Annotated in this window: 17 protein-coding genes; 7 read left to right on the top strand and 10 right to left on the bottom strand. The window is 63.4% G+C overall.

Features of this window, described 5'->3' with window-relative positions:
- The first annotated feature begins 131 nt into the window (after positions 1-131).
- On the top strand, positions 132-2315 hold the full coding sequence (locus tag AT395_RS02580) for a UvrD-helicase domain-containing protein (RefSeq protein ID WP_048628132.1): 2184 nt from the start codon (positions 132-134) through the stop codon (positions 2313-2315).
- A gap of 95 nt (positions 2316-2410) precedes the next feature.
- Positions 2411-2875, top strand: a complete 465-nt coding sequence (locus tag AT395_RS02575) for a CreA family protein (RefSeq protein WP_042117490.1) — start codon at positions 2411-2413, stop codon at positions 2873-2875.
- Positions 2876-2903: 28 nt separating this feature from the next.
- On the opposite strand, the gene AT395_RS02570 is transcribed toward AT395_RS02575, so the two are convergent.
- Positions 2904-4808: a sigma-54-dependent Fis family transcriptional regulator gene (locus AT395_RS02570; protein ID WP_082164676.1), complete on the bottom strand. Its 1905-nt coding sequence runs from the start codon at positions 4806-4808 to the stop codon at positions 2904-2906.
- A 293-nt stretch (positions 4809-5101) separates the two neighbouring features.
- On the opposite strand from AT395_RS02570, the gene exaC reads away from it, so the two are divergent.
- Both exaC and yiaY read left to right on the top strand, forming a co-directional pair.
- Complete coding sequence (gene exaC, locus AT395_RS02565; RefSeq protein ID WP_048628133.1) at positions 5102-6622, top strand: acetaldehyde dehydrogenase ExaC; 1521 nt, start codon at positions 5102-5104, stop codon at positions 6620-6622.
- 170 nt (positions 6623-6792) lie between these two features.
- Positions 6793-7941, top strand: coding sequence for an L-threonine dehydrogenase (gene yiaY, locus AT395_RS02560; RefSeq protein WP_042113304.1), 1149 nt, complete (start codon positions 6793-6795; stop codon positions 7939-7941).
- A 128-nt stretch (positions 7942-8069) separates the two neighbouring features.
- Here the strand turns inward: yiaY and AT395_RS02555 are convergent, their stop codons facing one another.
- The 8 genes from AT395_RS02555 to AT395_RS02520 all read right to left on the bottom strand — a co-directional run bounded on the left by AT395_RS02555 (position 8070) and on the right by AT395_RS02520 (position 15338).
- Positions 8070-8861, bottom strand: a complete 792-nt coding sequence (locus AT395_RS02555; RefSeq protein WP_048628134.1) for a DUF4852 domain-containing protein — start codon at positions 8859-8861, stop codon at positions 8070-8072.
- Positions 8862-8927: 66 nt separating this feature from the next.
- Entirely contained in the window at positions 8928-9704 is a 777-nt protein-coding gene (locus AT395_RS02550) for a hypothetical protein (protein WP_042113306.1), read from the bottom strand.
- A gap of 234 nt (positions 9705-9938) precedes the next feature.
- Positions 9939-10595, bottom strand: coding sequence for a hypothetical protein (locus AT395_RS02545; protein ID WP_048628135.1), 657 nt, complete (start codon positions 10593-10595; stop codon positions 9939-9941).
- Complete coding sequence (locus AT395_RS02540) at positions 10592-11356, bottom strand: RNA polymerase sigma factor (protein ID WP_042113310.1); 765 nt, start codon at positions 11354-11356, stop codon at positions 10592-10594. The genes AT395_RS02545 and AT395_RS02540 overlap by 4 nt, the downstream gene beginning before the upstream one ends.
- An 82-nt stretch (positions 11357-11438) precedes the next feature.
- A complete protein-coding gene (locus AT395_RS02535; protein WP_042113312.1) occupies positions 11439-11864 on the bottom strand; it encodes a hypothetical protein in 426 nt (141 codons plus the stop codon).
- A gap of 111 nt (positions 11865-11975) precedes the next feature.
- Complete coding sequence (locus tag AT395_RS02530; protein WP_048628136.1) at positions 11976-12914, bottom strand: glycerophosphodiester phosphodiesterase; 939 nt, start codon at positions 12912-12914, stop codon at positions 11976-11978.
- A complete protein-coding gene (locus tag AT395_RS02525) occupies positions 12889-14457 on the bottom strand; it encodes a hypothetical protein (RefSeq protein WP_058375285.1) in 1569 nt (522 codons plus the stop codon). The genes AT395_RS02530 and AT395_RS02525 overlap by 26 nt, the downstream gene beginning before the upstream one ends.
- Positions 14458-14459: 2 nt before the next feature.
- On the bottom strand, positions 14460-15338 hold the full coding sequence (locus AT395_RS02520; protein ID WP_048628138.1) for a hypothetical protein: 879 nt from the start codon (positions 15336-15338) through the stop codon (positions 14460-14462).
- Positions 15339-15629: 291 nt separating this feature from the next.
- Here AT395_RS02520 and AT395_RS02515 point away from each other — a divergent pair, with 291 nt between their 5' ends.
- From AT395_RS02515 to AT395_RS02505, 3 genes are read left to right on the top strand one after another with little or no spacing between them, the layout of a single operon-like run.
- Positions 15630-16004 (top strand): hypothetical protein, encoded by a 375-nt coding sequence (locus AT395_RS02515; RefSeq protein ID WP_042113321.1) that lies wholly within the window; start codon positions 15630-15632, stop codon positions 16002-16004.
- Positions 16001-17770: a SulP family inorganic anion transporter gene (locus tag AT395_RS02510; RefSeq protein ID WP_048628139.1), complete on the top strand. Its 1770-nt coding sequence runs from the start codon at positions 16001-16003 to the stop codon at positions 17768-17770. The genes AT395_RS02515 and AT395_RS02510 overlap by 4 nt, the downstream gene beginning before the upstream one ends.
- Positions 17771-17795: 25 nt before the next feature.
- Complete coding sequence (locus AT395_RS02505) at positions 17796-19292, top strand: caspase family protein (RefSeq protein WP_048628140.1); 1497 nt, start codon at positions 17796-17798, stop codon at positions 19290-19292.
- Positions 19293-19468: 176 nt separating this feature from the next.
- On the opposite strand, the gene AT395_RS02500 is transcribed toward AT395_RS02505, so the two are convergent.
- The gene (locus AT395_RS02500; RefSeq protein ID WP_312024206.1) at positions 19469-20548 is read right to left on the bottom strand and encodes a M14 family metallopeptidase; all 1080 of its coding nucleotides are present in this window, start codon (positions 20546-20548) and stop codon (positions 19469-19471) included.
- Positions 20549-20557 lie beyond the last annotated feature (9 nt).

Here is a 20557-nt window from a genome sequence, read left to right as displayed (position 1 = left end):
CGGCGCTGTGCGCCCGCTCACGAGTGCGCCCCGGGCCAGTTGCAGGGGGCGGCCGTTCGACGCGAGTAGAATCCGCGACACGCATAGCTGGCGATTGTCGCCGCTGCCGCAGATTTCGACGGGCCCGACTCATGACGCATCATCATGCATCGCCCGTTCTCAGCAAGGTCGACGCCATGAGTGAAACCCAATCCCCGCTTCGCACCCCTCGCTTCATGCCCAACGGTCCCGCGCTGACCGTGGAACAGATCGCCCTTCAGGTCTCGAACGAGCGAATCTGCATCGCTATGGCCAACGCGGGCACCGGCAAGACAACAACGCTCGTCGCCCGGATCGGCGAAGCCATCGCCGGGGGTACGCCACCCGAGCAAATCCTCGCCCTCACCTTCACCGCCACCGCCGCCGACGTGTTGCGCACCCGTCTGCAACGCTCCGGCATTCACGCCGATCTGCACAAGCGGGTGCGCGTCTCGACCTTCGACGACTACAGCCATGATGTCCTCGAAACGCTTCCCACGGCAAACGAACGCGCGCGCCGCATCCAACGCGACAGTTTCCTCACGTCCTACCTCATTGAGGCCATGGAGACATTACGCGAAGACGTCGAGGATCGCTACGCGCCGGGCGCTTTCGAGGACAACCACATCAATGTGGCGCAAAGCCTCGAAGCCATGCGAAAGCTCAAGGCGGGCGGCGCACTGTTCGACGACGTCGACGACGAACAACTTGGCGACCTGCTCGAGCGTCTGGACGTCACGCCGGCGCAATACGCGATCACTCAGGCCTATGAGCGGGCCCGACTGGGTGCGCTGGACGAACCGAAGTTCCGGGATCGTTTCGACGCCACATACGATCTTGCGCAGTTGATCGATCGCGAGAGTATCGCGCCACAGTACTTCGCACCATGCCGGTTGATCGTATGCGACGAGCAGCACGACTTCAATGAAGCATCGTATCGGGTGCTGCGTCATTTGCTTCGCACACTGAATTGCCGTTTCGTCGGCGTGGGCGATCGCGATCAGGTCATTCACGGGGAGATGGGGGCGAGCGACGTGTATATGGGCGAACGCTTTCGCATGGACTTCTCCGGCGCGAGCGCCTATCCGCTCACACGGACCTTTCGTCATGGCCCGCATATCGCTTACCCGGTTGCTGCGTTCAAGCGCAAAACCATCGAGTCGTATGTCAGGCGCCACACGCCTGTCGACGTCATCAAGGCTGACGGCGGGCACGACGGGATGGCAAACGCGGTACTGGCAGACGTGCGTCACTGGCTGCAAGACAGCGACAAGCGCTCGACGTGTGCCGTGCTTCTGCGCGACTGGCATCAGAGCGCATCGATAGAAGAGGCGTTGTGGCGTGCCGAGATTCCATTCGAATCGCCGAACAAAGAGGGCTTTCAGTTCCGCGAAGAGATTCGTTTCGTGCGCGCGGTGTTCGCGTTGGCAATGCGCGCACATGAAACCATCGATGAGCGCGAACGCATGTCCGTTGCCGCGGTGCTCGGCATCTTCGCGAACATTCGCCTGTCGCGTGACCAGTATCAGTTGACGGCAAAGCATCCGGAACTGATCGAACAGATCTACACGTCGTATCTGCTGGGGGCTGTGCCGGGCACACCTGCCGCGACCATCGGCCAGTTGATTCGCGAGTTGCGCGCGAGCCTGCCAACGCTCTCGGCAAGCGACGCCTTCCGCCGTATTCGTCAGAAGATCGATTTTCAGGCGGTGGCCACGCGCCTGTACGCGCGGCCGTACGACGTCGATCTTGTCGAGCGCACACTGCGCGCCTACGCGTCGACACTGCCCGCCGACGACACCCCCCTTGCCGATTACTTTTCATCGATGATGGCGCGTCTTTCCGCCGTCCGCCGCACGCGAGCGGGTGCGCGTGTGAGCGTAGACACCGTCGCGAACATCAAAGGCAAGGAGTTCGATCACGTCGTCATCCCCTTCCTGGAGCGCAACGAGTTTCCGAATCCTTTCGCGCCACTGGAAAGCGAAAAGAATCTGTTCTACGTGGCGATGACCCGGGCACGAGAATCGGTATCGCTGATCACGTCGAGCGACGAGACCCGGCAAAGCGGCTTCATTGCTTCGCTCGACTTGCCGCGCACCGTGCTTCTCGCCGACGACGCGCTCGTGCGCAATATGGCGATGCCCGTGGACACCACACCCGCCCGCCGCTACCTGAGCGGCGACACCTATGGGGCGAAGGACGAACTGACGGCGCGCGGGGCGATCTACGATCCGGCGCGGCGGCAGTGGTACATCACGCCGGAGAAGGACTCGGCGGCCTTCTCGCCATGGCTGTAGCCCACGGTCGCGCGACACGGGTAGAATCCGCTGCACGCGGCATGCACGCCGGGCGACTGTCGCCGCCAATGCCGCATTTGACGGAACACATCATCATGAAAAAAGCACTCGCACTGGCGCTGATGGTCGCCGCGAATTGGGCCCATGCCGAGAGGATTGGCGACGTCAGCACCGCGTTCAAGTTAGTCGGTCCCGACCACAAGATCGTGGTGGATGCCTTCGACGATCCGAAGGTACACGGCGTCACTTGTTACGTGTCGCGCGCGAAGACCGGCGGCGTCAAGGGAATGGTAGGACTGGCGGAAGACAAGTCGGAAGCGTCGATTGCCTGCCGACCGGTGGGACCGATTTCGTTCGGCGCGCCGTTACCGAAGGAAGAAGAGGTTTTCTCCGAAGGACTGTCGCCGCTGTTCAAGAAGCTGCGCATTGTGCGAATGGTCGACAAGACACGCAACACGCTCGTCTATCTCACCTACTCGGACAAGCTCATCGATGGCTCGCCGCAGAACAGCGTGACCGCCGTGCCGGTGGATCGGGCCACGCCGATTCCGGTGAAGTAAGCGGTATGCCATTGCTGCGCGGCGAACCTCAACCGCGCAGCAAGCCGAATCGTTTCAGTTTCCGATAGAGCGTATTGCGGCTCACCCCGAGCTTTCGGGCGGCGGCACTGACCTGTCCCTGACAGGCATCGAGCGTTGCCCGCAGCGCCTGACGCTCGGCAGCCTCCAGCGGCGCTTCTGAGCGCGGTGCTACGCTCACGTCTGCCTGCGCTTCGCGCAACTCGCCCGGCAAGTCGTCCAGCGTAACGACACCACTCTCGCTCAGCGCTGCCAGCGTGCGGATAACGCTGCGCATCTGACGTACATTGCCCGGCCACGCGTAGGTACAAAGCCGGTCCTGCGCGGCGTCCGTTACGGTGATTCGCCCTGATTCGCAGGCCTGCGCCAACAGCCGCTGAATCAACTCGATCTTGTCCTCACGTTCGCGCAGCGGCGGCACGGTGACTTCCAGCCCGCTCAGCCGATAGAAGAGGTCTTCCCGGAACAACCTCTCGGTAATGCGCGCCGAAAGGTCCCGATGCGTTGCGCTGAGTATGCGAATGTCCAGCGGCACCGGCTCGCCGCCGCCGAGGGGCGACACCGCACGATCTTCGAGCACGCGCAGCAGGCGGGTTTGCATCGCGAAAGGCATGTCGCCAATTTCGTCGAGAAACAGCGTGCCGCCGTTCGCTTGCCACAGCTTACCGTTCATCCCCTCTTTGCGCGCCCCTGTGAAGCTGCCGCCCACGTAACCGAAAAGCTCGCTCTCGATCAGCGACTCGGGAATCGCTGCGCAATTGAGTGCGACGAACGGCCCGTTCGCTCTCTCGCTCGCCGCGTGAACGGCGCGTGCAAAGACCTCTTTGCCGCTCCCGGTTTCACCGCGAACGAGAACCGGCACGTCGCGAGCGAACACGCGGCAAGCGCGCGAAAACTCGCGCGCCAACACCGGATCGGAAAACGGGGGCGCCGATGTTCGTGGCTCGGGAATCGGCAACCGGCGAATGCGCCGTATCGTGCGCTCCGGTGCGCGCACCATCGCCAGCAACGACTCGCCGGTATGCGTGCGAATCGGCCAGCAAGCGTTCGGTGTGGGCTGCGCTTGCGCAAGCAGCGCATCGAGCGTCGAGGAGAACCATCGATCCACACGTGTGCCGACAATCTCGTCTCGCGACACACCGAGACGATTCAGTGCGCTTTGATTGGCAGCGAGTACACGCCCGGTGTCGTCGAACGCGATGAGTGCCTGCGCGAAGCCACCGAGATGATCGGCCTGCTCCTGCAATTGCAACAGCCATTCGTCGCGATAGTGAAGAAAGAAATACTCGCTCTCCACGACCTTCGCCGACAAGTTCACAAGCGCAAGCGTGTGAAACTGACTCTGGCGCGTGAGGTCGGCTCGTGTCGACGACACGTCGATCACGGCCAGCAGATCCCCGTGCGGCGCGAATACAGGGCTTGCCGTGCAGGTGAGCGGCGTGTGCAGCGCGCGAAAGTGATCCTGCTGACAGATGATGACCGGGGCACGCTCGACGACACAGGTACCGATACCGTTCGTACCTTCGCACGACTCGCTCCAGTCGGCGCCTGGCCAAAGTCCGGCGCGATGGAAGTCGTCGCGCTGGCCCTCATGCAACAGAGAATCGACGATGACCCCGTCGGGTGCCGTGAGCAGCACCGCCTGATGCGGATTCATCAACTGGCGCTGCAAACGCTCGAGCACAGGGGTCGACACGCTGCGCAACCGCTCCATAGCGCTGCGCCGCTCGCGCAGTTGCGCAGACTCCAGCACGCGCGGCGCCATGCGCGCGCCCGGGTCGAGCGCGTGGGTATCCAGACAGCGCCGCCAGGAATCGGTGATATTCGGGTCCGTCGCCGCAGCGCCGTGCGGCAAATGACCCTGTACGACATTCAGCACACGGCGCGCGTGCGCGGACTCTGTATTGGCTGGCATTGGTCGTCTCCCCCGTGCCGGATGATCTCGTAGTCGTTCCCGAAGCATGTCGCATGCCGGGGGCGATTGCAATGCGCTATGTCAATCGGCTGGCACGAAGCGATTGCCTGTCACATCGGCGAGACAACCGGTGTCACGGCGCGAGACAAAGGTGTCACAGATCCGTGACACGCAAGCGCCGCCCCACGCCCGTTCCCCGCATGGAGACTGGATGTGCCGCAGGTGGCCCGCGAATTGCTTATTGCCCCATGTGGTCACAGCACCACCGATACGACAATATCCGGAGACACAACATGCGATACGCCCCACCCGGCACGCCCGGTGCCTTGCTGTCTTTGCAAACGCGTTACGAGAATTACATCGGCGGCAGGTTCGTTCCACCATTGGAAGGTCGTTATTTCGTCAATACCTCGCCCGTCACCGGCGGCATCATCGCCGAATTCCCCCGCTCCAACGGCGCCGATATCGAGCTTGCGCTCGACGCAGCCCATGCGGCGGCGCCGAAGTGGGGAAAGACGTCGGTACAGGCGCGCTCGCGCATTCTGTTGCAAATCGCCGACCGTCTCGAAGCGCAACTTGAGCGGTTCGCCGTGGCCGAGACATGGGATAACGGCAAGCCGGTGCGCGAGACTCTCGCCGCCGACCTGCCGCTGGCGATCGACCACTTCCGCTACTTCGCCGGGTGTATCCGCGCACAGGAAGGAACGGCCGCAGAGATCGACGAGCACACGGCCGCCTATCATTTCCATGAACCGCTGGGTGTCGTTGGTCAGATCATTCCGTGGAATTTCCCGCTGCTGATGGCCGCGTGGAAGCTCGCCCCGGCGCTCGCCGCTGGCAACTGCGTAGTGCTCAAGCCGGCCGAGCAAACGCCGCTTTCGATTACGCTGTTCGCCGAACTCGTCGGCGATCTGCTGCCGCCGGGGGTGCTCAACATCGTTCAGGGTTTCGGCAAGGAAGCCGGTGAAGCACTGGCAACGAGCCGGCGCATCGCCAAGATCGCTTTCACCGGGTCAACGCCCGTCGGCGGGCACATTCTGTCGCGGGCCGCCGCCAATCTGATTCCGAGCACGGTCGAGTTGGGCGGCAAGTCGCCGAACATCTTCTTCGACGATGTCATGCGTGGCGAGCCCGAGTTCATCGAGAAGGCCGCTGAAGGCCTCGTGCTGGGCTTCCTGAATCAGGGTGAGGTCTGCACCTGCCCGTCTCGCGCGCTCGTGCAGGAATCGATCTACGAGCCCTTCATGGAAGTGGTAATGGCCCGGGTCGCACGCATCAAGCGCGGCGATCCGCTCGACACGGAAACGGCCATTGGCGCGCAGGCGTCGCAACAGCAGTTCGACAAGATCCTCACCTACCTCGATCTGGCGCGCAAGGAAGGCGCACAAATCCTGACCGGCGGCGGCATCGAGATGCTGGACGGCCCGCTGGCGTCGGGCTTCTACATTCAGCCGACGCTGCTCAAGGGTGAGAACCGCATGCGCGTGTTCCAGGAAGAGATCTTCGGCCCGGTGGTCGGCGTGACGACATTTAAGGACGAAGCCGAAGCGCTCGCCATCGCCAACGACACCGAGTTCGGTCTGGGTGCAGGGGTGTGGACACGCGACATCAATCGCGCGTACCGCATGGGCCGCGGCATTCAGGCGGGACGCGTGTGGACCAACTGCTATCACCTCTATCCGGCACATGCTGCGTTCGGCGGATACAAAAAGTCGGGCATCGGCCGCGAGACGCACAAGATGATGCTCGATCACTATCAGCAGACGAAGAACCTGCTGGTGAGCTACGACATCAACCCGCTCGGCTTCTTTTGAGCGCTAACTCTAGTCGCCCCTGAGTTTGCAGCAGATCAAAGACGCATCGCGCCGTGGGTGCGATGCTGTCTTCAGTGCCTGCGAAAGACGATTCTGGACACCGCATGCGCGCTCGCGTTGAGACCAGCGCGCGTGGTGTGCCCCTCTCAGAAAAAATAAGGAGCATGACCATGAGCACGACCTTCTTTATCCCCGCCGTCAACATGATGGGCGTCGGCAGCCTCGACGAAGCGATTGCCGCCCTGCGCCAATACCATTTCCGCCGCGCATTGATCGTGACCGACGCCGGGCTCGCCAAGGCAGGCGTTGCCGAAAAAGTAGCGAAGTTGCTGGGCCAGCAAGACATTCAGTCGGTTGTATTCGATGGCGCGAAGCCGAACCCTACGGTCGGCAATGTGGAAGCCGGACTTGCCATCCTCAAACAGCACCAGTGCGACTTCGTGATTTCGCTGGGTGGCGGTTCGCCGCACGACTGTGCGAAAGGCATTGCACTGTGTGCTGCGAACGGTGGACATATCGCCGATTACGAAGGCGTCGACCGATCGAAGAAGCCGCAACTGCCGCTCGTCGCGATCAACACGACGGCTGGCACCGCAAGCGAGATGACACGATTCTGCATCATCACCGACGAGAAGCGTCATGTGAAAATGGCGATCGTCGACCGTAACGTCACACCGCTGTTGTCGGTCAACGACCCGGCGCTGATGGCGGCGATGCCCAAGGGCCTCACAGCCGCGACCGGTATGGACGCTCTCACGCACGCAACCGAAGCGTATGTGTCGACCGCCGCCACGCCGATCACCGATGCCTGCGCACTCAAGGCAGTCACGCTGATTTCGCAGAACCTGCGCCGTGCGGTGTCGCACGGTGACGACATGACGGCGCGCGAGAACATGGCGTACGCGCAGTTCCTCGCGGGCATGGCATTCAACAATGCGTCGCTGGGGTATGTGCATGCGATGGCGCATCAGCTCGGTGGCTTCTACGACTTGCCGCACGGTGTCTGCAATGCGGTGCTGCTGCCGCATGTGGAAGAGTTCAACGCGAGCGTGAGCGCCGGGCGGTTGAAAGATATTGCGCAGGCGATGGGCGAGAAAGTTGAGGGCCTGAGCGACGAAGAAGGTGCAAAGGTGGCGATTGCGGCGATCCGTCGTCTGTCGAAGGACATCGGGATTCCGAATGGACTGACCGAACTCGGGGCGAAGCTCGAAGACGTTCCGACACTTGCCGCAAACGCGATGCAGGACGCCTGCGGATTCACCAATCCGCGTCGCGCAGAGCAAGCCGAGATCGAAGAGATCTTCCGTCGGGCGTTTTGATCCGCAAGTGATCCCGGCAAGTCGGCTGCGAAGCATTGCCGTCTTGCCGGCGACCGAAAACCGGCAGGGCGTTGCGAGAGCAAGAGACCTCGCAGCGCCCATTTTTTATGCGGATTGTCCGGCAACGTTTATTGTTGCTCGGCCAACACGTTACCTTGCCGATCGACCAGCGCCACCTTCACAATCTGCGCCTTCACCGCCTTGTTCGACATATCGGACGCCTGCGTGTAGCCGTAGACGACCAGTGTGGGCGGATTGCCCCGCGCGCGCATTGCTTCGATGTTGCGTGCCGCCTCTTCATTATTCACGGACAGGTAGCGGAAGCGGTCGCCATCGCTGAAGCTCAGCCGGTACTCGCCGTTATCGTAGAAGTAGCGATACGAGCCGCTTTCCCACAACGAGCTATCCAGCGGAAAGCTCTTCTTCTCGAAGTCGTACTTCTGAACCGGATTGCTCACGGTGATGCGGAAGTAGCGCTGCGCCTTAGCCTGCGCAACAGCCTGATCGATCTTCGGTTTGAGCGCGGCCAGCAGATCGCGCTTGCGGAACTCGTCGTTCGCCGCCGCGTAATCGCGCGACATCCGGTTGGCGATCTGGTCATAGTCGATCGGCATGTCAGACAACGCGAGGTAAGCGAACATCAACTGGTTGCCGCTGTTGTATTCGACGTAGTTCGAGGCCGGTGTCGCAGGGTCGCCCTTGGGCAGCGCCGACTGTGCGGCCTGTTGCTGCGCCTGCGCCACAGCGCGCGGCGACGTCGCGTCGGCCAGATTGGGCGCAGCGGGCCCCGCTTCGGCGGCCGGCTTGCCTGACGGCGACTTGTCGCCACACGCGGAGAGTCCCAGCGCCGACGCCGCAATCGCGGTCGTCAGCAGGAGGTTCCCGACGGAACGTTGGAAGGCGAGCATGTACGTATTCATGGTGGGCATCCTTGTCGAAAGTCTTCGGAATTCGGTTAAGTGTCGGGGGAGCAGGCCGTGTGACGTTTAGCGCTTGGCGGCCGTCCAACCGATCACACCGGTCGCGGCGAGATAGAGACTGACGACCAAGGCGAGGTAGCCGCCCAAGCCGATCGACACTGCCTTGAGCGCTTCCTTCACCAGTTCACTGGCAATGTCCGCTGCCTGCTTTCCGCCGAACATCGACGCCGCGCCTTGCGCCTGAGAAATACCGTCGCTGATGTTCATGTAGATGCCGATCGCCAGCACGACCATGAAGACGAGCGGCAACAGATTCGCGAGATGCGCACGGGGATCGCGCACGAAGTAAGGCGCCATCGGGGCAAGCAACGCGAGCACCGCCACCACGCCATAGAGACCGGCACTTCCGCCGGTCCCGCCCAGCGAGTTGATCATTCCGCCCGGTGCGTTGATGAGGCCCAGGATCTTCCACAGGGAGATGCCGACCTTGTAGTTCGACGACACCTGCACAGTGATCGTATTGAGGAAGAACCACGCCACGGCGAGCAGGCCCATGGCGCCGAGCGTGCGCGCACCGAACCGGGCGACGAGCGCGTTACCGCGTTGCTTGACGGCGGCGAGTGCCTCGTCGGTCGCCTCGCGGGCAAGCTGGCTGTCGGAGACGGCGCGCAGCTGTACCAGTTGGCCAGCCTCATCGATCAGCGCGTCGACTGTCATATTCACGCTCGGCGCCTGTTCGGACTGCCACACTCCCTCAAGGGTGAACGGATACTGACGGCCAGCGATGCTGACAAGGCCGGGGCCGGTGCTCGTGTCGCGCAGAATCTTGCCACGTTGGTTCATTGCTTCTCTCCAGTTCGACGTGTCGCGTTTGCGTCACGCTAAGGTTTCGGTCAAGCGCCCGGCCGTCGGAAATGGCCTGCGCAGTCGCCCGCCGCGCCCATCGGGCATCGCTGCGGATACCCCCTATTCGGAGCGGTGCGACAAAACCGGAAGAGAATTTGGAAAATATTCTGCGGGCCCCAAAGCAAAGGGGGCCGAAGCCCCCTTTTTTGTGTGTGCCACCTGTCGGATCGATCAGTGCGGATCGTCCGCCACCTCGCCATACGACAGTAGCCCCGTTGCCTTGAGACCTGCCAGTGCCTTGGCCGCGTCGCCCGTGGGCACTGCCAGCCAGACCATGCCGTCCTCGTCCGGGCCACGCACAATGTCGAGTTGCAGATCGGCCAGCGCGGCACGCAACTGGGCGACGGTCGTGTCCTCTCGGAAGATCACCTGCAGCATCGGCACGCCCGGGGCCGGCGATACCGGTCCACCGCGCATCGCACTTGTGTCGCTATTCACCCGATCCACCGGCGTCGACGTCGTGTCGGCCAGACGCATCGTCTGCGTGCCTGCCACGATCGCCAACGCCGCTATGGAAGCGAAAGCCCATCCGCGCGACATCGGGCCTGTCCACCATGTGCGTAGCCGCTCGCCCAGCGACGGCGCGCTGCGCTCGGGCGCCAGAGTGGGCAACTCGTCGAACGCCACCAACGGGGGACGCTCGGCGTAGCTGGCGTCGATGGCCTCACGCGTGGCCTCGGCAAAACGTCGCTCCTGATCGAGTTCTGCCTGCCATTCGGGATGAGCAACCAACTTTTGTCGCATCCACGCCGCTTCGGTATCGTCGAGCTTGTCGCACACATACAGGAAAGCCAACGCGCGAAAGCGTTCCAGATCGTCGTTCGTCATGCGCGCGTCTCCTCTTGATCCACTGCCGGATTGCCCTTCGGCGGACGCGTCCAGCCCAGTTTCGCCGACACACACCGTCGCATGCGTTGCGTGGCTTGCCGCACCCATCCCCGCACTTGCTCGGCATTGATCAGCACGCCGGGCGGTGTCTGGTCCTGTAGGCGCACGGTCATATCGGCGTAGCTCAGCCCCTCTTCCAGCGAGAGTTCCATCGCCAACCGGTAGTTCGGACCGTCGCCGGTCGGCAGCGTGTCCAGGCAGGTGCGCATCACGCGCTCCAACTGGGAGCCGTAGACGCGATCTTCCGGCGACGGCAATTCGCAGGCTGTCTCGTCGGGATCGGTCACCGTGGCGAGCCAGTGGCCGGCACCGGTGCGGGTGGCGAGACTATCGCCATCGGCATCCGTCGGCACGGCGTCGTCATTGGACAATGAGGTATTGCGATTGTGTTTGTAGTGCTTGCGAAGGACATCGACCGCACTTTTGTAGGTGATGTCCTTGACCCAAGTTTTGACCGTGGCGCGTGTGGGGTCGTAAGTCTCGGCCTTGCGCAGAATGCGCAACCAGGCGTCCTGCACCGCAGCGACCGCCAGATCTTCGTTGTAGTTGGTCGCCTGCAACGCCTGACGGTCGAGCACGCGAGCAATGTGGTCGTAAAACTTACGGTGCGCCGCCAACGCCTCGCGGCTGCGGTCGCCGGCTTTGCCGAACTTGCGCAGCAGGCGCGTCAGTTCTTCGTTATCGATGTCGTCGCTTTTCATGCTGGCAGGGCGTAGTCCAGCGCGAATTCTACGCGATCCGCGCCGCGTCGTCCCTGCTTGTTATCAGGACGCCATCAGTGAATCAGTGATTCGGCCGGGGCGCCTCACGTGCCTCATCTACCGAGGTCCTCATCTGCTCGGCGAACCGGTACAACGCATGCGACAGCGCCCGGACCGCCCGTGGCATGTGCACCGCCCAATCGGCTTGATTGACGAGCCACATCTCGATAGCCAGCCACACCTGATCGCCGACAGTGTGGATCTTGATGGTCTTGTAACCGCGATTGATCTCGTTCATGGCATGCAGCACGATCGCCCGCTCCTGCGGCGTGTCGACATGCCACACATTGGGCAAGATCAGCTTGGCGAACTCCGGGTCGTCGCGATCGAAGCACAATGCGTAATTCATGCCTTCGCGCTTGAAAACGATGTCGCCGTCGTCGTCCAGATGGGCGACGTAGCCCTCACGCTTAAAGTAGTCGAGCAGGGTCGGAATGGCGTATTGCATGGCAGGCTCCTGAGGTTCGGGATGAACCTGCCGGTGACGACCGGCAGGTTGGCGGCAAGGCGCCGACATTCCCTATTCGCAGCAGGAGAAGCAAACCGGAAAGATATTATGTCAGTGCAGCCCTGTGACCTGCGCCACACGGCGACAGAACGCATCGGCAGAGCCATCCACCACCGCGCCGCTCGGCATCTTGCCCGTGCGGGCGTGAGCCCGGCCGATGGCGTCGGCCAGTGCTGCGTCGCCCTGCACGGCGTAGGCGAAGACCGCCAGACGCGCCGCCGCGGCGTCTGTAAGCAAATCGGGATTGGCGTCCATCGTGCGGGCATCGACATGAATCCCCGCCGGCAATCCGAGTTCGCTCACGAGGCGAGTCATCCATGCGCGATCGAGAACGGGTGCCTTGGCGTGGCGCGCAATCATCTTGGTCCAGCGGTTGGACGCCGCCGCCTCGGCATTGCGCCCGTCGAACACGATCAGGCCCATGTAACCCTGACTATCGGCCGTACGCGCGCAACGCAGGTTCTGCAGCAAGCCCGACGTAAGAAACCAGTTACCGTGCGAAATGCCTTGCCGCATCTGGGCGACCAGCCCCTGAATGGGTTTGCAATTGCCGACGACTTCCTTGATCTCGGCGTTCAACGTCTTGCCCGGATAAAGGCTGGCAATGGCCAGCGCATCGGACAGGAACGGCGGCGCCTCGGATGTCGGCTTGCCGTGCAACGTCATACGCGCAGCGCGCCAGTCGGCGCTCGATAGCTGCGCTACCGGGCGAGGGGCGCCGGCGAGCACCGAACGCCCCGTGCGCAAATCGTGATGCAACACCCATGTGCCATCGGACAATTGCTGCATGTCGGTCTCGACGCCATCCCACTTGCCGGCATAGCCGCTGCGCAGCGCACTGCCGGAGTTCTCCGGATCTTCGGCCGAGCCTCGATGCGCATGAATCTGCATGCCAAGGCAGGCCGCCTGCAACGGAGTGGCCGTCGTGGCCATCGCCGCGAGCGCGAGCGCCGCCAACGCGGCCTTATTTCGCAGACGGGTGATAGCCATAGTTCAGCCCTTGCAGAATGTCCATGCGAATGGCCTCGTTGAGCGGATAGCCATAGCCCTGCCCCACCACCACGACATGCGCGATGTTAGTCAGCACCCGTCCGCCCGACGCCCCCGTGCGAGCCCATGACATCATCTGGCCGAACAGGTCGCTGCGCGTAATGTCGTTCGACGCCATCGACAGAACCGACCACACCCCGATCATCGCGCAGAACAGTACCGCCAATGCCGTGCGGGAAGCGCGCCGGCTCAACTCGCCGTCCGGCCCTGCGCGCATGAGCAGCAGGCACTTTGCACTCAGGAACAGGAGCTTCGAGAAATGGGCGATGGCACCGAGCAGCGAGAAGAACAACGCTACGGCGGGGACGATGGCGGCACGCGTGGCATCGATCCCTTCCCTGGCATATTTGCCACCGTCCTCGAAGTCGGCGGGCGACGCATCGTACTTGCTCATCTGCACGCGTGCCTGCTCATAGGAGAAGGCGTCGAACAGTTGGCCAAACGCCTCGGTGCTTGCATACGACGGCAGCACGGTCGCACTGGCCGGCAAGCCCAGCGACTTACGCAGTTCCTTCTGCACCCCCGGACGGGCCACGAACGCTTCGTAGCTCAGCCCCGGAGGAATCGTCTCGCCGCCTACCTCTACGCTGTGGACCTTGCGCGCCGCCGCCTGACGGTACTTCACGGCGACCGCGCGGTAGAACGACACGATGTCGCCGGGATTCCAGTTGCCGGGCAGCGCCGGCAGATCGCGGCGAACGCTTGCGCTCACGCGTCCACGCGCATAGAAAGGCACGGTCTCGGGTTGCCAGCCACGGCGGCTCAGCCGATTGCGATAGTCGCTCCACGCCCGCTGCTGCTCTGCCTTCAGGCCGTCATCCCAATCGGGAATGATCGCGGCGTATTTGCTCCAGTTATCGTGCACCTGCTTCATCGCGTCGCGATAGCTGTCGTAGTAGCCCTTGGCCCCGCCCATCTCTCGCCGCACTGCCTCGCGCACCAGCGTTGACTTGACCGTACGGGTCTTCTCGTCGAGACGGTCGACCGAAACCGCCAGCACCGGAAACAGCGCGAGGAAGGCCTTGCCCTGCGGCTTGGCGAATACCATGTCGTTGCCCGTCAGGCCGTCGAGTTGGAGGCGCCCCTCGACCAGCGAGCGCTGCAACAGGATCGTGTTGGCAGCGATGCGGCGAAATTCGGCGTCGCGCGTAGTGACGAGCACGTCAACAAAGGTCTTGATGGCAAAGTACACAACGACGATAGTCACCAGACACGCGATGCCGACCGTGCCGAGCCCCGGCGAGCGCTTGCCGCCGTCTTTCCCACTTCTCGCCCGCTTGCCCATGAGCCATTGCAGCACGAACAGCGCCGCCGCGATGCCCGAGAGCGTGCGGCCGTAGACTTCGATGTGATGCACGTCGTCGATGGTCGCGGTACCGCCCACCACGTCGAGCAAGCGCCCGTTGAAACCGAGTTCGAAGGTGAGATAGACCAGCGTGAGAACGATCAGAAACGCCGTCTGTTTGAGTAGGGTATTTCGCACGATCAATTCCGCAGGTCGACTCGAACCGGTTTGACTTCCTCGGCGCCGAATGCGAGCGGCGCAGATGGCAGGCCCGGTACGGTACGGCCTGACGAGACGGGCGCGTTGGCCGGCAGCGGGTTGTTGTTCGCCGTGGCGGTTGCTGCGCTACGGGACTGACGGCGCGGCGGCGTGTGGCGACTCGTTTGCGGACTGCTGCCGGTGCTCGCACCTGCGGTCTGCGGCGGGGCCGGTACGAAACGGTTAGCGTCGGCAGGATCGTCAATGGCCTTGAGCGTGGCATCCGCAAAGGGCTTGCGGCGCACGTCAACGCCCGGCGGCACCGGAATGGCCGATTGCAACAGGCGGCTATCGGTATAGGTATGGCGTACGAGACGGCCGTTGCCAGGGAAGTCGAAGACCAGCGCCCGGCCATTGTCGACCAGGTCGGCGCGCGGGCGATCGGCGCAATTACCGAACGTCCAGCCGAGTACGTCGCTGTCTTGAATGGCGTAGAGCACATACTTGAACGGACAGTTGCGCTCCTGCGTTTCGACCACCACAACGGAGCGGTCCCCCACTACCTCGCTGCGCACCACGCGAGCGGTAATTGCATTCTGCAAAGGCAGCACGCGCATGTAGCGTTCGAGCTTGAGTGAGTACTGACCATTGCTGCGGCGCAGGTTACCTTCGGAGCCGTCGGCCAGCTTGAAGGTGTCGACCACCGTGCCGAACAGGCTTGCCTGATCGATACCATAGACCGTGTTGCCCTGGCTGTTCTTGGTGACCGCGCAACCGCCGAGTGCGAAGGTCATGACCGTAGCGCACAGCACACCTGCGCGCCGCATCGCGACGAGGACACCCCGGCCCCCGTCGAGTTTCCCGTTTTCGAATCGTGTCATTTTTTTCTGCTGTCTGATCTTCGCCCGGTCTTTCCCGGCGCTTTCCCCGTAGGCAAGTCCACCGCCTACCCCCGTAGGCATCCAAACGGTTCGAGACCCTTGGTGCCCGATTCTCTCATATCGAAACTATCGAGATGATGACGCGCGGGGTCCGACATCGTTCGCGTGTTGCGCACGCAACGCTATTTTTCGGCCCGGCATTCTCTGCTATGCTCGGCCCACTCAAAACAAGGCGCCTCCCGTGCTCTCACGTCAAGTGCGCCATCGCCGCGCTGCCTGGGGAGAGCGAACGTGTTCAATGCGATTGCCGACTGGATCAACAGCAAGACCGCCTTCGTGCTTGCACTGCTGCTGGCACTCGCCGGCCTCACCCTCGGTCTCGGACATGCGGCTGCCACGCTCGCGGGCAACCATGGCGAGGCACGTCAACGGGGCGCCGACGGCGGCATCTGCGGCGAAGTCCAGGCATGGTTCGGCCCGCAGGCATCGCTCGCCGAGCTCAACGATTTCCTCACGCAATACGGCGCCGTTGTAACCTACGGCCCCAATGAGAACGGGGCGTGGCAACTGCACTTCCCTGCGCTCTCGCTCGACGACGCCCTGCAAGCCACATCGCGTGCCAACGGCGTTGCGCGCGTGGCCGCCAACTCACAGTGCCGCGCATGAACGCGCCCGAGTCCCGTGTGCGCTGGGGCATGGAGGCGCTCGCAGCGCTGGTCGTCACGCTTGGCTGCACCACTGAATACATCGCACTCGGCGCACAAGCCACCTCGCCGTTGCCCGGCCCGCAGGCCGCCGCGTTCGGCATTCTGCTCGGCACACTGACGGCCGTGATCGGCATTGCACTCGCCGCACTTGGCGCAGGAACGCGGCCAATGATATCCGGCCCCCGTGTCGCGTCGACACTCTTTCTATCAAATCTGATAGGGGCTCTGGTGGCGGACCCGGCAATGGCCGCACAGGGCATGCGCCCGATTCTGACGCTCGCCGGCGTGGCCGTGCTGATCTCCGGATTGATGCAGATGATCATTGGCCTGCGTCATGGCGGCTCGTTCGTGCGCAAAGTCCCCGCGCCGGTACTCTCCGGTTTGATCTTCGGTGTGGCCGGGTTGGCCGTGTCGGATCAGGTCAACTTCCTGACGCGTTGCACGCTCGACTGGGGCATCGTGACGTTGGCGGTTGCCGGGCTGGGCATTGCCAGCCATTTCACTTGGCGATCCTTCGCACAACGGATGTTGCGTGCGAAGCGGAAGGTCGCACTGCCCGCCGGCCTGTCGCTTTTTGTCGCCATGCTGGCCGCTTCCGGCGCCTATTACCTGGCGTTGACCTTGATGCCCGCGCCGTCACCCGCCTGTCGTCTCATCGGTGTAGCCGGCCTCGATTTCGCGGGCTGGCGACCGATCGACACCGGCGTGTGGCTCGACCTGTTACATGGCGTGAGCGTGCATGCTCTGGCCCTGACCATCGGCTACGGCATCGTGATCGGTTTCGTCTCGTCGCTCGACACGGTGATCGCCGTGTCGTCCATCGAATCGCTCACATTGCGACGCGGCACTGTCGACCGCGACTTGCTCGCGTTCGGCGCCGTCAACACGCTGTTGGGTGCATTGGCGCTGCTCCCCAACGTCGGCTCGGTCACGCGCTCCAACATGGCGATCACCAGCGGCGCGCAAACGCGCTGGGCCGCCGTAATGCATGCGGTGCTGGTCTGTGTAGCGCTCACGGCCGGCGTGGGGCTGGTCGCGATGCTCCCGAAGCTGGCCGTCGCCGTGGTCGTGATCGTGATGTCGCTCGACATGATCGACGAAGCTGCGCGCACGATCACGCGCCACGCGTTCTCCGACGCGCGCCCGCGCCGCCTGTTCGGTGCCGCTATGTGGCTCTTCTCGCTCGAACTCGTCGCCACCCTCGCTTCGGGCCAACCGCTGGTCGGCTTCGGCGTCGGCGCCGTATTCGGTGCGCTGGTGGGTTGGCCCGCACCGCGCCGCCTGAGCATCGTGATGACATCCGATGGTGGTCCCGACAACGGACTCCTCGCCACGTTAGGCGGTGCATTGCTAGCCTACAACGTCGACAGCGCAGTCGTCGAACCGCTGCTCGCACGGGTGGACGAAGCCAACGCCGCACGCGAGCGTGAGCATCCCGGCGTCGCACTCAGCGCGCAGCCGCCGCTGCCGGTGATGCTGGATCTGTGTGGCGTTGTCCGCACCGACCTGACCGCCTGCCGCGCACTCGCCCAATTCGCCCAGTTCTGCGCGGCGCGCCATGCCGACGTGCGGTTTCGCGTGCCGGCCACCGATGTGTCATCTGAACACCCGATGACAGAAGCGCTACCGCATTTTGTCCCGGCGTGGCGCCTGCATGTCGTGCCCGCGTCCGACACCCCCATCTCTGGCGGCGCGGCGCCCGCTTCCCAGACCTTTGCTCACTGATTGATCCGACCGAGCCAGAACTGCCATGTCCATGACCTCTTTGTTACTGCGCGGCCTGGCCATCGTCCTGCTGGGCGTGTCGTGCTTCACTTCGAACCCGACCTACGCCGGACCCGCGCCGCAGCCCGCGCGCAAGGTGGCGCTGGTCATTGGCAACAGCGCCTATGACGGCGCCGACCGGCTGATTTCGCCGGCCAACGACGTCAAGCTCGTCGGTGACACTTTGCGTCAGCTTGGTTTCGAGACACGCGTGGCGACCGACTTGTCGCAAGAGGAATTCAAGGCAGCTGTGGCGTGGCTCGCGCAGTCGTCGAAAGGCGCGCAAGTTTCGCTGTTCTATTTCGCAGGTCACGGCTTCGAGTCCGGCGGCGACAACTTCCTCGTGCCAGTGCATGCCGGCGTACCGATTCGCGCAATGACGCGTCCGATTCTGCTCGATCGCGCCATCCGTGTCGGCTACGTGCGCAGCAAGGTCATGCCGTCGGCGCCCACATCGTTCATCGCCGTGATTGACGCCTGCCGCGTGCCGTCGCGCGGTAACGCCGGGCCGGGCCTCAAGCCGGAGAAGGTTGGGCAAGGCGAGTTGATCGCCTTCTCGACGGCCGATCAGGCGCCGGCGTTCGACTCGATGCGCAACTTCGGCAGTGCTATCGACAACAGTCCGTTCGCTTACTATCTGGCGATGAACATGAAAGCCCCGGGTGCGACGATCAAGCACACGCTCGATCTGGTGCAGCAGCAGGTCGCCGAACTGACGGGGGGACAGCAACGTCCGTGGATCTCGAGTGGTTTGATCGGCGACGTGCCGCTTGGCGCGCAGTACATGGTGGCGTCCAGCGTGCCCACCGGGAAGGCCGCCGACGTTACGCGCGGCGGTGCGACGCGTGGCACGACGCCAGTGCCCGCCGCTGCTGTCGCCGCATCGGCGCCAATCGCGGCACAACCGGCCATGCCGCCAGGGAACGCCGCTGCCGGCGTCCACGTTCCGCCGTATCTGGTTGATCAACTGACGAAATACCGCGAGAACGCGAACACCCCATCAGTCGCCCCGCAACAGACGCCGCAAGCGCAGCGCGCCAATGCGTGGGACGACGCCGAAGCACGCATCACGCAGGCCGCGCAGCGTGCCGACCGCAACGATATCGCTGCGCTGCGCGCTCGCGGCAACGACGCCGCAGCGCTCACTACGCTCGGCATGATTTACGAGTACGGGTACGGCGTGCCGCGCGACCCGAAGGCTGCCGTCAACCTCTACAAGCGTGCGGCCAACACCGGCTACCCAATTGCGCAGACACTGCTCGGCGAGATCTACTTCGAAGGCAAACTCGCACAACGCGACTATGCGGAGAGCGAGAAATGGCTGGCACGCGCGGCGTCGCAGGACTACACCCGTGCTCGTCTCGACCTGGCTCAAGTGCGCGCCACTCGCGGACAGGGCGGCGCCAACGGCATGCAGAACTGGGCCGATGCCGCTTCGATCATGCTCGACTCTGTGCGTCGCCAGCAGCAATATGGGCGGTGAAGAGAGCGTTGATCAGCGGCAGATGTTTGCCGCAGTCAGCGTGTCGGCACATGGCCGGTCAACGCTCCACGTCCGATAGGCGATAGCCATATCCTGCCCGGCGACGCCCGGCTGATGGGCTTGATCCATCTTCTCCGCGATGCCCTCGACCTCTCCCTTAATGGATTGGCGCCTGATTAGCACTGGCTGAGGCCCGTCACCGCTTGCAGGATCGCCACACGCGCTTGCCCGAGAATCTGTCCTTGCCATACGGCATCGTCAAAGCAGAAGGCCGAGCGCACCGCCTGACGAATCGCCGACGCTTGTGCGTCCGGGGTATCCGGATGTCGCCTTAGCCACGCATCCGCCCGCAACATATGCAGCATGTCGACGAGCGGCACGGTGCCGTATTCGATGGCCATCGCCGTCACCTGCGCATCGCCTCGCGCGGTGCGCAGCGTGTCCAGCAATGGTCCACCGACGTTTGACGCCACCGTCGTGCCATCCATCGGACTGGCAAGATCCGCGCCCCACCATGTGCGGGCACGGGCCAACTCTGCGGCGTCGAGCGCACCGACACAGATCTTCTCTCCGTGACCTGGCGGACCGAGACCGGTATGGAAGTCGATCCAACCCACCGCATCACAGTGCTTCGCGTGCGTCTCGATCAGCGTACGCATCAATCGTGTACTCCACACCGGCTCGCGTCCGCCGTAGAAGAGCCCGTCAGCAAACGCGTACTGCCCGATCGTCAGCGCACGCTGGTAAGCCGACTCTCCATGCGTCGCGATGTAATCCGAAATTGCCCGGGCGTTGTCGTCCGATGGCGGCCAGGTCGACGGCACCAGCAGGTCGTGCAAATCCGCGTAGGCCGTGTTGACAGGCAACGTCTTTGAGAAATCGATGCTGTTCCGATTCAGATCGACGTTGTCTTCATTCGTGCGCGACAACCACGAAAAGCCGTAAGGGTTGACAGCGTGCACGATCAGAATGGCCACGCCCGTGTTATCGAGCCGCGCCTTCAACCCTTCATCGCCCAGCAAAGCAATCTGCGCGGCGCTCCCGCAGAAGCCCTCGACACCGTGTGTGCCCGAGGTGAGGATCAGCAATCGCCGCGCGTCGGTTGCCCCCAAACGCACGACGTCCGTCGCCAATTCCTCGCCTTCCCGGCCCATGACGTCGGGAATGGCGTGACTCGTCATCTCCACGTCGGCCTTCCTCGCGGCAGCGGCAAAGCGCCCGCGCGCCTCGCGATAGCTATCCGAAAACGGACTCATGATCATCGT

The sequence above is a fragment of the Pandoraea apista genome (genome assembly GCF_001465595.2).
GTDB classification, from domain to species: Bacteria; Pseudomonadota; Gammaproteobacteria; order Burkholderiales; family Burkholderiaceae; genus Pandoraea; species Pandoraea apista.
The sequence above is the reverse complement of the archived record's forward strand: the minus strand, read 5'-3'. Positions and strand labels throughout refer to the sequence as shown.